The sequence below is a fragment of the Pantoea sp. DY-15 genome, assembly GCF_019795935.1.
Lineage (GTDB): Bacteria > Pseudomonadota > Gammaproteobacteria > Enterobacterales > Enterobacteriaceae > Pantoea > Pantoea leporis.
This window is the reverse complement of sequence record NZ_JAIMIF010000004.1, coordinates 86,145-98,255: the sequence shown is the minus strand read 5'-3', so window position 1 is coordinate 98,255 and position 12,111 is coordinate 86,145. Positions and strand designations below refer to the sequence as shown.

The following is a 12,111-nucleotide window of genomic DNA, read 5'->3' as shown; positions in this document are numbered from 1 at the left end:
CGGAATTGCTTCCTTTTTTGCGGTAAAATAGATTCACATCAGCAAAAGTCTCTCTATTCAAGCCATTCAAACGAAGTCCAATCTCATTTCGGTGAGATTGGCGCTTCAATTATTACTTTACCAACATTAATCATCAGCCCTGAATGCAGACAATTCTGTTAAGCATTAATGAACAACGTCGTGTAACCGCTCACACATAACCTCTGTTTTTAACTGGATCTATTCTGAGATTCATTGGTCAGCTGGTTGACGCGCGTAGACCATAATTCCCTATCCTGTTGCCAGGAATAATCCTGATAAGAAAGGTTATCTACCCTAAACAATAACAGCCAAAAAGCAGGAGATAAGTTAAATTCCTGCACCCTATTCATTGTTACGCTTAATGGTTTTTTGCCAACGGTTAATGGAATCTTTCTTAACATCGCCCGATTCCCTTAAGCAAAAAGTGGCTTTCGAGTGCCAATCTTCAGTGCCAAACGGCAATAAACGGTAGGTTAGATGCATGTTTTTCCGCCTTAACGCGCCGCTTTTTTCCGCTTTAGGGCCTGCGATAGCCAGGAAGATCGGAGATTAGTGAAGGTTTAAGGAGGTTTATTACCCTTAAACGCTCAGGCACCGGACGTAACGGTATGACTTGTTATGATAAATCAGGGCTAAAAAGGCGGCTGAAATTAGCCGAAATGTTATATCGACGGCAAGGCGAGCGTAGGAATGGGCCTTGAGGCGTGTGAAAGGGGTTGGTCAAATTCTTAAAATACAGCGTAGTACGCTGCCGAAATGATTATTCAGCAGCGCTATTTTGATGATTTATACCGCAGTGATGTGCGGCTGGGGTTTAATACGCATTGCGTAGATGACGCCAATAATCAGACAACCAATGCCGACAGCGGTTAACAGCGGCGGCCAACTTTGTCGCCACAGGAATGTCCACAGCAAACCGGCTAAGGTTTCGAACACAATCAGCGGCCCCATGATCACCGTCGGCACGCGTTGGCTGGCCGCATTCCAGCACAGTGTGCCCAGCCATGAGCAAATCAGCCCGATACCTAACATCAATAATAGAAAGCGTTGCGGCTGCGGCCCGAATGGCAGCGCAAACGCAGGTTGCTGCCAGTGGAGTTGCACGCAGACTAATAGATAGAACACCAACGCCTGCGGCAGCGTCACCAAACCTTGTGCCGTCGCCCAGCTGGATGGCTTGTGCTGGGGATGCGCGCGTAACCATAAACCATTACGCAGCGGATACCATGTCCAGCATGCCACCGCCAGAATCGCTAACCCTAAACCGGTGAGATAGCGCGACCAATCAAAATCGGGACCTTTCGTCTGGAGTTCGGCGGCATTCACGCAAGCCAGGCCGGCAGCAATAATCAGCAACGCCGGCGTCAGCTTGCGCCACGGCAAGCGCCCTTCAAGATGGCCATAACAGAGATTGGCCGTCACGGTAATCACCACCGGCAAGGTGCCGATAATCATGGTGGAGATGGGCGCGCCGGTACGTTGAATCGCGCTGGCGAGAAACGCGTAATAGAGCAAATTGCCAATCAGCGACAGCTTCAGCGCTTCAATCCAGTCTTTGCGCGTCAGCTGACGCAAACGACGGCGATCCAGCCAGGCGAGCGGCAACACCACCAAACCAAAGGCGACGTAGCGTCCGGCCGATTGTAAGGTGCCGGGATAATCCGGTATCAGCAGCGGGCCGACAAAGATCAATCCCCACATCAGTCCCGCCGCCAGCGCAAACAGTATTCCAGCAAACATAAACTCTTCCTTTATATGCATTCCGCTGCAGTGTGACGCAGGCGCAGGCTAAAGGCTTGTAGCAGATTGCGGTTAGCGTGAAGGGAACACCTGTTTTTGATAGCGGCCCGGCGTGATGCCGTAGCGATGCGCGAAGGCGCGGGTAAGATGTGCCTGATCGGTAAGACCAACCGATGCAGCGACGGTTGCGGCACTGTCGCCGCGTGCCAACTGCTGCTTTGCGGCGAACAGGCGAAAAGCCATCAGCATTTGATGCGGCGTGACGTGGAAGTGTTGTTTAAAACTGCGCAGGAAATGCCACGGCGACAGTGATGCCAGCGCAGCCAGTTCTTCGAGGCGCACCGGTTCGGCGAGATTTTCACGCAAATAGTCTCTTACCGCATCAAAGCGATGTGCGCCTTCGACAGGTCGTTGCTGTCCCTGACGCGCCAGCGGACGCATTAACTCCAGCAGTTCGAGCAAAATGCTTTCACGCTCCAGCGTGGTTTCCGCCTGCCACATCTGCGCCAGCAATTGAGAAAACGGCTGCGCCAGACGCGCATCGGTGCGCAGAGCGTCGGTGAACCACCAATGACGATCGCCGGTCAGACGATCCATCTCCTGCGGATCGATATAGATCATGCGATAACGCCAGCCTTCGTCGCAGGCAGATTCACCGGTGTGCAGCTCGTCAGGATTCATCATCACCAGCGAATGCTGCGGCGCGGTGTAACTGGCGCCGCGATAGCGAAAGCGCTGGGCGCCGGATTCGATAGTGCCGATACCAAAGGCTTCATGAGTATGCGGTTCAAAAGCGTAGCGGGAGATGTGCGCCTGATACAGCTCGATGCCCGGCAGCTCAGCGAAATGCTGAAACTGCGCACGATCTTGCTCACAAGGAAAGATTTCAGGAACCACCTTCACGACACACCTCCGGAATAAATCGCTTATAAGCATGCGCGGCAGTGGCGATAAATGCAAAGCGGATTTGCTTTACCTCGTTGCGAGTTAACCGGACACTGACAAGACTTAACAGGAGATAAAAATGGCTAATCGTGTGGTTGTGGTAGTGGATATGCAAAACGGCGTGCTGGCATCGCCGCGTTTTGATCGTGCCGGACGCTGCGAGCGGATCAATCAGTTAACCGCTGCGGCCGATCAGGTGATCTTCATCCAGCACGTTGGGCCAGGTTTAGAGGTCAATTCAGCAGGCTGGGCCATCGTCCCCGAGTTGAATCAGCCGGCCAACGCCATCTTTGTCAATAAAACCGCCTGCGACAGTTTCTGGCAAACCGATCTCGCCGCTCAGCTCGACCAACGCGGTATTAAAAGCTTCGTTATTTGCGGCTGCGCGACTGATTACTGTGTCGATACCACCATCAAAGTCGGCGCCAGTCTTGGCTATCACATCACCGTCGCCGCCGATGCGCACACCACCGCCGACCGCACCTATGTTTCCGCACAACAGCAAATTAATCAGCACAACGAAGTGTGGGCCGATTTGATTATGCCGGGCAACCCGGTGCTGGTACGTGAGACGGAAGCGTTATTGCGGGAATGGCGACCGCATTAAGGCTGCACCTTGTTTGGCTTGAGATAAAAAATGCCACTCCTCGTGGAATGGCATTTCTGGATTCGATAACGTCCGGCCTGAGATAGCTCAGGCGGATTATCAGAACGGAATATCGTCGTCAAAATCCATTGGCGGTTCGTTGTTAGCAGGCGCGCTCTGCTGCTGTGGACGCTGCTGCGCACCGCCGCTGAACTGGTTGCCACCGCCCTGCGGCTGCTGTTGTGGCTGCTGTGGCTGGCCCCAACCATTGTTATTGCCGCCGCCCTGGCCGCCCGCCGGTGCGCCACCTGCGTTCGCGCCCTGCTGACGTCCGCCCAGCATCTGCATGGTGCCGCCAACGTTAACCACCACTTCAGTGGTGTATTTTTCCTGGCCGGCCTGATCGGTCCATTTGCGGGTACGCAGCTGACCTTCGATGTAAACCTGAGAACCTTTACGCAGGTATTCGCCAGCCACTTCCGCCAGCTTGCCGAACAGCACAACACGGTGCCATTCCGTGATCTCTTTGTTTTCACCGGTTGTCTTATCGCGCCAGCTTTCTGACGTGGCCAGCGTAATGTTGGCTACCGCGCCACCATTTGGCATGTAGCGCACTTCCGGATCCTGACCCAGATTCCCGACTAGAATCACTTTGTTTACGCCACGACTGGCCATGTTGCTGTCTCCCGATGAGTTGATGCTAAAAGTCTAAGCGAAAAATTCTATCACGTCACATTGGCGTGTGCCCACTTTAGAGCGGGATTCCAAAATTTATCGGCGGACAGAATAGCAAAAACACTGGATATTTATTCAGTTTATTTTTTGTGCCATAATGGACCGTTTCTGCTGGTCGTGCTGGCAAGGCATGGCGAGTGTTGTTCAATCCGGGAAAGGTGAATGGATAAGATCGAAGTCCGCGGTGCTCGCACCCATAATTTGAAGAACATCAACCTGATCATCCCTCGCGATAAGCTCATTGTGGTCACCGGTCTGTCAGGTTCCGGTAAGTCTTCGCTGGCGTTTGATACGCTGTATGCGGAAGGCCAGCGTCGCTATGTTGAATCGCTTTCGGCCTATGCGCGCCAGTTTCTTTCATTAATGGAGAAACCGGACGTTGACCATATTGAAGGTCTTTCGCCCGCCATCTCCATTGAGCAGAAATCGACTTCGCATAACCCGCGTTCCACCGTCGGCACCATTACCGAAATTCATGACTATCTGCGCCTGCTGTTTGCACGCGTGGGTGAACCGCGCTGTCCGGATCATGACGTTCCACTGGCGGCGCAAACCGTGAGTCAAATGGTCGATCAGGTGCTGTCGCAGGAAGAAGGCCGTCGTCTGATGCTGCTGGCGCCGGTGGTGAAAGATCGCAAAGGCGAACACACCAAAACGCTGGAAAACCTCGCCGCGCAGGGCTATATCCGTGCGCGTATCGATGGCGAAGTGTGCGATCTGTCGGATCCGCCGAAGCTGGAGTTGCAGAAGAAGCACACCATCGAAGTGGTGATTGACCGTTTCCGCGTGCGCGAGGATCTTGCAACGCGTCTGGCCGAATCCTTCGAGACCACGCTGGAACTGAGCGGTGGTACCGCGATCGTCGCCGATATGGACGATACCAACGCCGAAGAGATGCTGTTCTCGGCTAACTTTGCCTGCCCGATTTGTGGCTACAGCATGCGCGAACTCGAACCGCGCCTGTTCTCGTTTAACAACCCGGCTGGCGCCTGCCCGACTTGCGATGGCCTGGGCGTGCAGCAATATTTCGATCCCGATCGAGTGGTTCAGAACCCCGAGCTGTCACTGGCGGGCGGCGCCATTCGCGGCTGGGATCGCCGTAACTTCTACTACTTCCAGATGCTGCGCTCGCTGGCAGAGCATCTGCAATTCGATGTCGAAGCTCCGTTTAACAGCCTAAGCGACAAAGCGCGCGAAGTGATTCTGTACGGTTCCGGCAAAGAGAATATCGAATTCAAATACATCAACGATCGCGGTGACACCTCAGTGCGCCGCCATCCGTTTGAAGGCGTGCTGCACAACATGGAGCGCCGTTATAAAGAGACGGAATCCAATGCGGTGCGCGAAGAGCTGGCGAAATTTATCAGCAACCGTGCCTGCGCCAGCTGTGAAGGTACGCGTCTGCGTCGTGAAGCGCGCCATGTTTTTGTTGAAGACACCAACCTGCCGACCATCTCAGAAATGAGCATCGGTCATGCGATGGATTTCTTCGCCAACATGAAGCTGAGCGGCCAGCGTGCGCAGATTGCGGAAAAAATCCTGAAGGAGATTGGCGATCGCCTGAGCTTCCTGGTGAACGTCGGCCTGAATTACCTGTCGATGTCACGTTCGGCGGAAACGCTCTCCGGCGGTGAAGCGCAGCGTATTCGTCTGGCCAGCCAGATTGGTGCCGGTTTGGTCGGCGTGATGTACGTGCTGGATGAACCCTCAATCGGCCTTCACCAGCGCGACAACGAACGCCTGCTTGGCACGCTGATTCACCTGCGCGATCTCGGTAACACGGTGATTGTGGTGGAGCACGATGAGGATGCAATTCGTGCCGCTGACCATGTGATCGATATCGGTCCGGGCGCGGGCGTGCACGGTGGTCAGGTGGTTGCCGAAGGTGATGTGCACGCGATTATGGCGAATGAAAATTCCCTGACCGGCCAGTTCCTCAGCGGCAAACGTGAGATTGCGATCCCTCAAGAGCGCGTCAAAGGCGATCCGGCCAAAGTGCTGAAACTCACCGGTGCGCGCGGTAACAACCTCAAAGATGTCACGCTGACGATTCCGGTCGGCTTATTTACCTGCATCACCGGCGTGTCCGGATCGGGTAAATCGACGCTGATCAACGATACGCTGTTCCCGATTGCGCAGCGCCAGCTCAACGGCGCGACCACCATCGAAGCCGCGCCTTATCGTGAGATTGCCGGTCTGGAGCATTTCGATAAAGTGATCGATATCGATCAGAGCCCGATTGGTCGTACACCGCGTTCGAATCCCGCGACCTATACCGGCATTTTCACGCCGGTGCGTGAGCTGTTCGCTGGCGTGCCGGAAGCGCGTTCACGCGGCTACAATCCAGGTCGCTTCAGCTTCAACGTGCGCGGCGGACGCTGCGAAGCCTGTCAGGGCGACGGCGTGATCAAGGTAGAGATGCACTTTCTGCCCGACATCTATGTGCCGTGCGACCAATGCAAAGGCAAACGCTATAACCGCGAAACGCTGGAGATTAAATACAAAGGCAAGAGCATCCACGAAGTGCTGGATATGACTATCGAAGAAGCCCGCGAGTTCTTTGATGCGGTGCCGGCGCTGGCGCGTAAGCTGCAAACGCTGATCGATGTCGGCCTGTCGTATATCCGCCTGGGTCAGTCGGCTACCACGCTGTCTGGTGGTGAAGCGCAGCGCGTCAAGCTGGCGCGTGAGCTGTCAAAACGCGGCACTGGCCAGACGCTCTATATCCTCGATGAGCCGACCACCGGCCTGCACTTTGCGGATATTCAGCAGCTGCTGGAAGTGCTGCATCAGCTGCGCGATCAGGGCAACACCATCGTGGTGATTGAGCACAACCTCGACGTGGTGAAAACTGCAGACTGGATTGTCGATCTCGGCCCGGAAGGCGGCAGCGGCGGCGGTGAAATTCTGGTGTCCGGCACGCCAGAAACGGTGGCGGAGTGTGAAAAATCACACACGGCGCGTTTCCTTAAGCCAATGTTGAAGAAGTAATTCTCTCTCAGGCCCGCCATTGCGGGCCTGTTTTTTTTCTGTCGAATTCCGCAACGAAATGCAGGAACAGGCAAGAATCAGACAACTTCAGGCATATACGCATTCCCCCCTGCTGACTATCCTTACAACGTTCCTTTTGGCGTCCCTTACGCCCTTTATCCCTTCAGTGCGCTGAACGGGATCCTGCATAGAAATCACGACACATCCTACTGGAGACACCATGAATATTACGCATGCCTATGCCGCACAGGACGCGAAAGCAAAACTCGCCCCGTTCGATTTTAAGCCACGCGAACTGCGCGCTCATGATGTGCAGATTGAAGTGTTGTACTGCGGCGTCTGCCACTCTGACCTGCATACCGCGCGCAACGAATGGCGCAATACCATTTTCCCTGTGGTGCCTGGCCATGAAATTGTCGGTCGCGTGACGGCCGTTGGCGCTCACACCCACAACTACAAAGTGGGTGATTTGGTCGGTGTTGGTTGTATGGTTGATTCCTGCCGCAGCTGTCCAAGCTGTCAGGAAGGGCTGGAGCAGTATTGCGAAAATGGCTTCGTTGGCACCTACAACGGCGAAGATCGCGAAACCAAAGCCATCACCTACGGCGGTTACTCCACCAGCATGGTAGTAGATGAAAGCTTCGTGCTGCGCGTACCAGAAAATCTCGATCTGGCGGGCGTTGCGCCGCTGCTGTGTGCCGGTATCACCACTTACTCACCGCTGCGCCACTGGAATGTCGGTCCGGGTAAAAAAGTCGGTATCGTCGGTTTGGGCGGCCTTGGTCACATGGGCGTGAAACTGGCGCATGCGATGGGCGCACATGTGGTGCTGTTCACCACGTCACCGTCAAAAATTGAAGATGGTAAACGCCTGGGTGCAGATGAAGTGGTGATCTCGAAAGATGCCGATCAAATGGCCGCGCACACCAACAGCTTCGACTTCATCCTGAACACCGTTGCGGCACAGCACGATCTCAACCCGTTCATCGCCCTGCTGAAGCGTGATGGCAATATGACGCTGGTCGGCGCGCCGGAGCACGATCACCCGGCACCGCAGGTCTTCAACCTGATCTTCAAACGTCGCAGCATTGCCGGTTCACTGATTGGCGGCATCGCGGAAACCCAGGAAATGCTGGATTTCTGCGGTAAGCACGGTATCACTTCAGATATCGAACTGATCGCGATGAATCAAATCAACGAAGCCTACGAACGTATGCTGAAAAGCGACGTGAAATACCGCTTCGTGATTGATATCAATACCCTGCGCGAGGAATCTGCGGCTTAATTCGCCTCAGTGTTCATCATGGTTGACGCCCGCCGCGCGCGTGGCGTCAGCCTGTTGCCAGGATGCATCCACCAGATAGTAAATCTGCGAATCTTTCAGCGAACCATCCAGCCACAGCGTGCTCCAGTGCGACTTGTTTAAATGTTCGCTGGGAAACACATCGTTGTGCTCCTCCCGTAATAACTCCGCCAGCGCAGGCGTAGCTTTCAGCGACAAGGCCGGACGCCCTTTTACCTCATAAAGCATGGCAAACAGCACACCTTCACTTTTAATCTGCGTCGCCTGCCAGCACTCTTTAAAGCTTTGCTCCGCGCCCGGCTTGCTCATGCAGTACGTCAGTAAATCCGAAGTATTCATCTTTTATTCCCCTTGTAAGGTCGCCACGATACGCCGCACACCGCCCTGCACCCGATGTTCACCCAACCAGATTCCCTGCCATGTGCCTAACATCAGGCGACCACGGTTGACCGGAATCAGGAGCGAAACGCCGAGTAGCGACGATTTGATGTGTGCGGGCATGTCGTCAGCCCCTTCGTAGTCGTGCTGATAAGGCGCACTTTCCGGAACATGGCGTAAGAAATGCTGCTCCATATCGCTGCGCACGGTGGGATCGCAATTCTCATTGAGCGTTAACGACGCCGATGTGTGTTGCAGCAGGAGATGCAGCTGGCCGACGCGCACATCGGATAAGCCGTGAAGCTGGCCGACAATCTCGTCGGTGATCAGATGAAAGCCGCGCGCTTTAGCGCCAAGCGTAAGCGTTTGTTGATGCCACATGCCAGAATCCTAAAAGTAATCACACCGTTTAAGTGTGCAGCATGTCGGCGAAAGGTAAACCCTGAAGAGAGGAAAAAGCGGCAGAGCGTGAACTCTGCCGCCTGAAGGTTAGTCGCTCAGCTTAGCGGCCATGGTTTTGATGCTGCCCACATCATCTTTAGTGATCGCAGCCAGACGCTCGCCGTAATCTTTGTCAGCCTTGTAGAAGTACGACAGCATAATGGCGCGGCTCTGCACATCCACACCTTTCAGCGCGCCGCCCAGAGAATTGATCAGATCGGTTTTCTCTTTGTCGTTAAAGGAACGATACAGATCGCCCGCCTGCTTAAAGTTCTGCGTTTTAGCAATCATCGCCTGCTGCGTGATGCCGCTCAGCGGGCTGTGGCTGTAACGGGCGCTCTGCAGCTCTTCGCGCGGATAGATACGGCTTGGCTGATAGTTCACGCCATGATCGTCAGCTTTGCCGCTGTTCATCGCGCCATCCTGATTACCGTTGCTCACCGGCACGCGCGGCGCGTTGACCGGCAACGTCAGGCCATTGGCGCCCAAACGGTGCATCTGGGTATCGGCGTAAGAGAACAAACGACCTTGCAGCAAGCGATCTTCCGATGGCTCAATGCCCGGAACCAGATTCGATGGCGCCATCGCCACCTGCTCGGTTTCCTGGAAGAAATTATCCACGTTGCGGTTCAATTCCATCTGGCCGACTTTCACTTCTGCGATACCCGGCCAGATTTTAGTGGCGTCCAGCGGGTTGAAGTCGAACTTATCCAGATCGCTGGCTTTAATGGTTTGAATATAGAGATCCCATTTCGGGAAGTCTTTGTTGTTGATCGATGCCACTAAATCTTCTGTCATGTGGCTGAAAGTGCTGCTCTGAATAGCCGCCACTTCGCCCGGATCGAGATTTTTCTCGCCCTGCAGGGTTTTCCAGTGGAATTTCACGTAGTGCACTTCACCTTTGGCGTTGACGAACTTATAGGCGTGCACGCTGTTGCCATCCATCTGGCGATAGTTTGCTGGCGTCCCCATGTTGGAGAACAGCATGGTCAGGCCATGCGTGGCTTCCGGTACGTGAGAGAAGAAATCAAAGGTGCGCGCATCGTTGCCAAGGTTGGTACGTGGATCAGGCTTAAACGCATGCACCATGTCCGGAAATTTAATCGCGTCGCGGATAAAGAACACCGGCAGGTTGTTACCCACTAAATCCCAGTTGCCCTGGCTGGTGTAAAACTTGGTGGCAAAACCGCGTGGATCGCGCAGCGTTTCCGGTGAATGTTTGCTGTGCACCACGGACGAGAAGCGCACAAATACCGGCGTCACGCTGCCTGGTTTAAAGACTTCGGCGATGGTTAAGTCGCTGATATCTTTACTGGCGCGGAACTCGCCGTGCGCGCCGGTACCGCGTGCATGTACCACGCGCTCTGGAATGCGTTCTCGGTCAAAGCGTTGCAGCTTTTGGATCAGCTGCACATCTTGCAGTAACACTGCGCCATTTTCGCCTGCGGTTTGTGAGTTCTGGTTATCGCCGACGGGTGCGCCGTTATCACGCGTCAGTTCGGCGCTGTAAGCCGGAACGGTGAAGGCTAACGCAAGCGCAATAGCCATAGGTTTGAGTAAATAAGAACGGGTTGTCAGGGTCATGGGCATGCTTCCTTATACATAAAGATTCGCGATTAAGTCGTCGCGCTCGGCCATTTTTTGGCTGGAGAATCTTTACATTCAAGGAGTTAAGCCCTAACAAGACCAGTCTCGTTTATCCTTACCAAATAAGTTAAAAAAAAACCGCCAGCCTGCGCCGACGGTTTTTTAATCATCAAATCCTGGCTTACATCACCGCAGCAAACGCCTCAGCAACCTGGTTGACGTTACGGCTGTTCAGGCCGGCAACGCACATGCGGCCGCTGGCGATCAGATACACGCCAAACTCATCACGCAGACGGTCAACCTGCTGCGCGCTCAAGCCGGTATAGCTGAACATGCCACGCTGTTTCAGCAGGTAATCAAAGTTTTGTCCCGGCAGTTTGGTACTCAACACGTCAACCAATGCCTGACGCATGTCGATGATGCGCAGACGCATCGCTTCGACTTCTGCCAGCCAGTTGTTGAGCAGCGCTTCGTCGTTCAGCACGCAGGAAACCACCTGCGCACCGAAGTTTGGCGGGCTGGAGTAATTGCGGCGCACGGTGGCTTTCAGCTGGCCCAGCACACGAGCGGACTCTTCTGCGCTATCGCAGACTATAGACAGGCCGCCAACGCGCTCACCGTATAGCGAGAAAATCTTGGAGAACGAGTTGCTGACCAGCGCAGGCAGACCCGCGGCCGCAATCGCGCGAATCGCATAAGCATCCGCTTCCATGCCCGCGCCAAAGCCCTGATAAGCGATATCGAGGAACGGAATCAGCTCCTGCGCTTTCAATACTTCGGTGGTTTCATCCCACTGTGCGTTGGTGAGATCGGCGCCGGTTGGGTTATGGCAGCACGGGTGCAGCAGCACGATGGATTGCTTCGGCAAGGTTTTCAGTTTGGCGATGAACGCATCAAACTTCACGCCGTTGGTTTCCGCGTCATACCACGGATAGGTATTCACCTCGAAACCGGCACCGTTGAAGATTGCGACGTGGTTTTCCCACGTCGGATCGCTCACCCACACATTGGACGCCGGGAAGTAACGCTTGAGGAAATCAGCACCGACTTTCAGCGCGCCTGAGCCGCCCAACGTCTGGATGGACGCAATGCGGCCCGCTTGCAGCATCGGATGTTGTTTACCGAACAGCAGCGGTGCAATGGCGTTACGGTAAGCGTTCAGACCTTCCATCGGCAGATACAGCGACGCCTGATGCGGCTGCGCCTGCAGGCGCTCTTCTGCTGCGGCAACCGCCTGCAGCTGAGGAATGATGCCCGCTTCGTTGTAATAGAGACCAATGCTCAGGTTTACTTTGTTATCGCGCGGATCTTGTTTGAAGGTTTCCATCAACGACAGAATCGGATCGCCGGCATAGGCATCAACGTTTTGAAACACGGTGCAGAT

At 54.6% G+C, this 12,111-nt stretch carries 10 protein-coding genes; 3 read left to right on the top strand and 7 right to left on the bottom strand.

The features are described from left to right. Nucleotides 1–807: 807 nt before the first annotated feature. Nucleotides 808–1,761: a DMT family transporter gene (locus K5Y32_RS15645; RefSeq protein WP_222184971.1), complete on the bottom strand. Its 954-nt coding sequence runs from the start codon at nucleotides 1,759–1,761 to the stop codon at nucleotides 808–810. Between the two features lie 72 nt (nucleotides 1,762–1,833). Next, nucleotides 1,834–2,664, bottom strand: a complete 831-nt coding sequence (locus K5Y32_RS15640; RefSeq protein WP_222184969.1) for an AraC family transcriptional regulator — start codon at nucleotides 2,662–2,664, stop codon at nucleotides 1,834–1,836. A 121-nt stretch (nucleotides 2,665–2,785) separates the two neighbouring features. Here K5Y32_RS15640 and K5Y32_RS15635 point away from each other — a divergent pair, with 121 nt between their 5' ends. Further along, nucleotides 2,786–3,313 carry an isochorismatase family protein gene (locus K5Y32_RS15635; protein ID WP_210081825.1) on the top strand — a complete coding sequence of 176 codons (528 nt, stop codon included), beginning with the start codon at nucleotides 2,786–2,788 and terminating at the stop codon, nucleotides 3,311–3,313. 99 nt (nucleotides 3,314–3,412) lie between these two features. Here the strand turns inward: K5Y32_RS15635 and ssb1 are convergent, their stop codons facing one another. Continuing rightward, entirely contained in the window at nucleotides 3,413–3,967 is a 555-nt protein-coding gene (ssb1, locus tag K5Y32_RS15630) for a single-stranded DNA-binding protein SSB1 (protein WP_061718369.1), read from the bottom strand. A gap of 222 nt (nucleotides 3,968–4,189) precedes the next feature. Here ssb1 and uvrA point away from each other — a divergent pair, with 222 nt between their 5' ends. Both uvrA and K5Y32_RS15620 read left to right on the top strand, forming a co-directional pair. Further along, on the top strand, nucleotides 4,190–7,018 hold the full coding sequence (gene uvrA, locus K5Y32_RS15625) for an excinuclease ABC subunit UvrA (protein ID WP_222184966.1): 2,829 nt from the start codon (nucleotides 4,190–4,192) through the stop codon (nucleotides 7,016–7,018). 220 nt (nucleotides 7,019–7,238) lie between these two features. Continuing rightward, nucleotides 7,239–8,303, top strand: a complete 1,065-nt coding sequence (locus K5Y32_RS15620) for an NAD(P)-dependent alcohol dehydrogenase (protein ID WP_008109962.1) — start codon at nucleotides 7,239–7,241, stop codon at nucleotides 8,301–8,303. Nucleotides 8,304–8,309: 6 nt separating this feature from the next. Here K5Y32_RS15620 and K5Y32_RS15615 read toward each other — a convergent pair whose 3' ends face one another. The 4 genes from K5Y32_RS15615 to K5Y32_RS15600 all read right to left on the bottom strand — a co-directional run bounded on the left by K5Y32_RS15615 (nucleotide 8,310) and on the right by K5Y32_RS15600 (nucleotide 12,102). Then, nucleotides 8,310–8,660 (bottom strand): MmcQ/YjbR family DNA-binding protein, encoded by a 351-nt coding sequence (locus tag K5Y32_RS15615; RefSeq protein WP_101763060.1) that lies wholly within the window; start codon nucleotides 8,658–8,660, stop codon nucleotides 8,310–8,312. A 3-nt stretch (nucleotides 8,661–8,663) separates the two neighbouring features. Further along, the gene (locus tag K5Y32_RS15610) at nucleotides 8,664–9,080 is read right to left on the bottom strand and encodes a secondary thiamine-phosphate synthase enzyme YjbQ (protein WP_222184964.1); all 417 of its coding nucleotides are present in this window, start codon (nucleotides 9,078–9,080) and stop codon (nucleotides 8,664–8,666) included. A gap of 108 nt (nucleotides 9,081–9,188) precedes the next feature. Further along, nucleotides 9,189–10,688 carry a catalase gene (locus K5Y32_RS15605; protein WP_222185309.1) on the bottom strand — a complete coding sequence of 500 codons (1,500 nt, stop codon included), beginning with the start codon at nucleotides 10,686–10,688 and terminating at the stop codon, nucleotides 9,189–9,191. A 220-nt stretch (nucleotides 10,689–10,908) separates the two neighbouring features. Then, nucleotides 10,909–12,102: an amino acid aminotransferase gene (locus tag K5Y32_RS15600; RefSeq protein WP_217550062.1), complete on the bottom strand. Its 1,194-nt coding sequence runs from the start codon at nucleotides 12,100–12,102 to the stop codon at nucleotides 10,909–10,911. Between the last annotated feature and the right edge of the window lie 9 nt (nucleotides 12,103–12,111).